General features: G+C 41.5%; 1 protein-coding gene. It reads right to left on the minus strand.

All coding sequences use genetic code 11. The features are described from left to right. On the minus strand, window positions 1-1,220 hold a 1,220-nt coding region (locus WMZ97_RS21770; RefSeq protein WP_343274162.1), incomplete at its 3' end, for an IS110 family RNA-guided transposase. Window positions 1,221-1,762 lie beyond the last annotated feature (542 nt).

Raw genomic sequence — 1,762 nt, forward strand, 5'->3', positions numbered from 1 at the left:
CTCCTTTCTGGCGTGTAGAGTTGGTGATTGCGTAGTAGCACATCCACCAAACGCACTAGTTTTCTCGCAGTCATGACGAGTGCTCGTTTATGCTTGTATTTCGGAACTTCTTTGTATTTCTTTCGGTAAAATTCACGGTAAACAGGCTCGTTTCGTTGCACCGAGTTGGCAGCTTCAACTAAGTAATAACGAAGATACTGATTCCCTGTTCTTACCCTTGGTGTATGTTCCGATTCAAAGAGGCCGGATTGTGATTTCTTCCAGTAAAGACCAGCGTATTTAGCTAATTGTGCCTGTGTTTCAAAGCGTTCAATTTGCCCTATTTCGGCGATAATACCCGCCGCATAAACGGCACCAATACCGGGTACGCTTTTTAAACACTGTGCTTCCGGAAGAATATCAAATAAGGCCTCAATACCTTTTTCCAGTTCTTTGACTTGTTTTTTAAGTGTCTGGATTAGTCTGGCATAGGTTGCCAGTACAATATCGACCGAGCCTTGCACGACTTTACCTAAACGATAGGAGTCACGAATGGCCTTTTGAATGGATTTAGCTAGTTTCTCCGGATCACGGAAGCGACCTTTTCCTTTCTTTTGAAGAAAAACAGCTAAGTCTTCCAGTTCCATATCGGCAAGATCATCCAATGAAAATGAGTCGGCAAATAGTTCCATCATGGTGGACCCAAACACAGAAGTGTCTACTTCATTGGAAAGCGTATTGCACTTGTAGTAAAGATTTTCAAGAAAATGTTGCTTACATTCTGTTAGTTGTTGGATCACTTGATAACGTGAACGTGTCAATCGTTGAAGGGCAACATACTTTTCTTCCTTGATAACCGATTTATTATAGCGACCAAATCGAAGGAAATCGGCGATACGAAAAGCATCAATACGGTCCGTCTTGTCTTCTTCAAATAGGCCTTTAAATCGATGGATGGCCTTCGGATTTTGAACGACCACTTCGACACCAATCCGATGTAAGTCCACATCATCGCCCAATAGATGGGCCGGATGAAAACTATAGATGGATGTAGATTCCATTCCGACAATAATCTTTTCGTAATGGAACTGCCCGTTATAAGCTAAAATAGTTTCTTTTATCTGATTCGCACCAGGTATATCATTGGAAAATGTTGTTTCCTTTAAGCGTGTGTCTTCACTATCAAGGAAACACACATCCAGTTTTGTAGAGCTAACATCAATACCTACGAACAAATTCATGGAAAGGACCTCCTTTCTTTTGATTTTGGAATAAGCCTGGATACTGCGGGATATCCCTAGAACAATTGTCTAACAACAGCCTCGCCTATGAGTATTCTGTGGTGCATCACTAAAAGCTGCCCAACGGCCACTACCATTGGTTCAGTGATGCACCGATACAGCTTGTGGGTTTGTAGTACAAACAATTGTCTGGGTCACAGTCTTAAATCGTAGTCGAACTACAGGAGGAAAAAGCATATTCCCAGTTGGATCCATTCCAATTCTATTATCCAGGGACATCACGCAATATCCAAGCAATAAGCAGGATTCACACTATTTAGGAAGAGATAAAACACAGTCGATTTGACATGGAGCCTCTACGGGCATGATTCACGAGCCAAACCGCCAAATGGTAAAAGACATTGGCTCACGCATTCGATGCTATCATGCCCGCCACTCCATATAAAATCTCCTTCTAGACAACTCTTCTAATAAGTAGTGAAGAAGTATTATTTAATTGTCAAAGAGCAAGAAAATCAATTTCTGAAACTTATTATACGAGG

It is taken from the genome of Lentibacillus songyuanensis (assembly GCF_039548255.1).
Classification (GTDB): Bacteria; Bacillota; Bacilli; order Bacillales; family Amphibacillaceae; genus Lentibacillus_C; species Lentibacillus_C songyuanensis.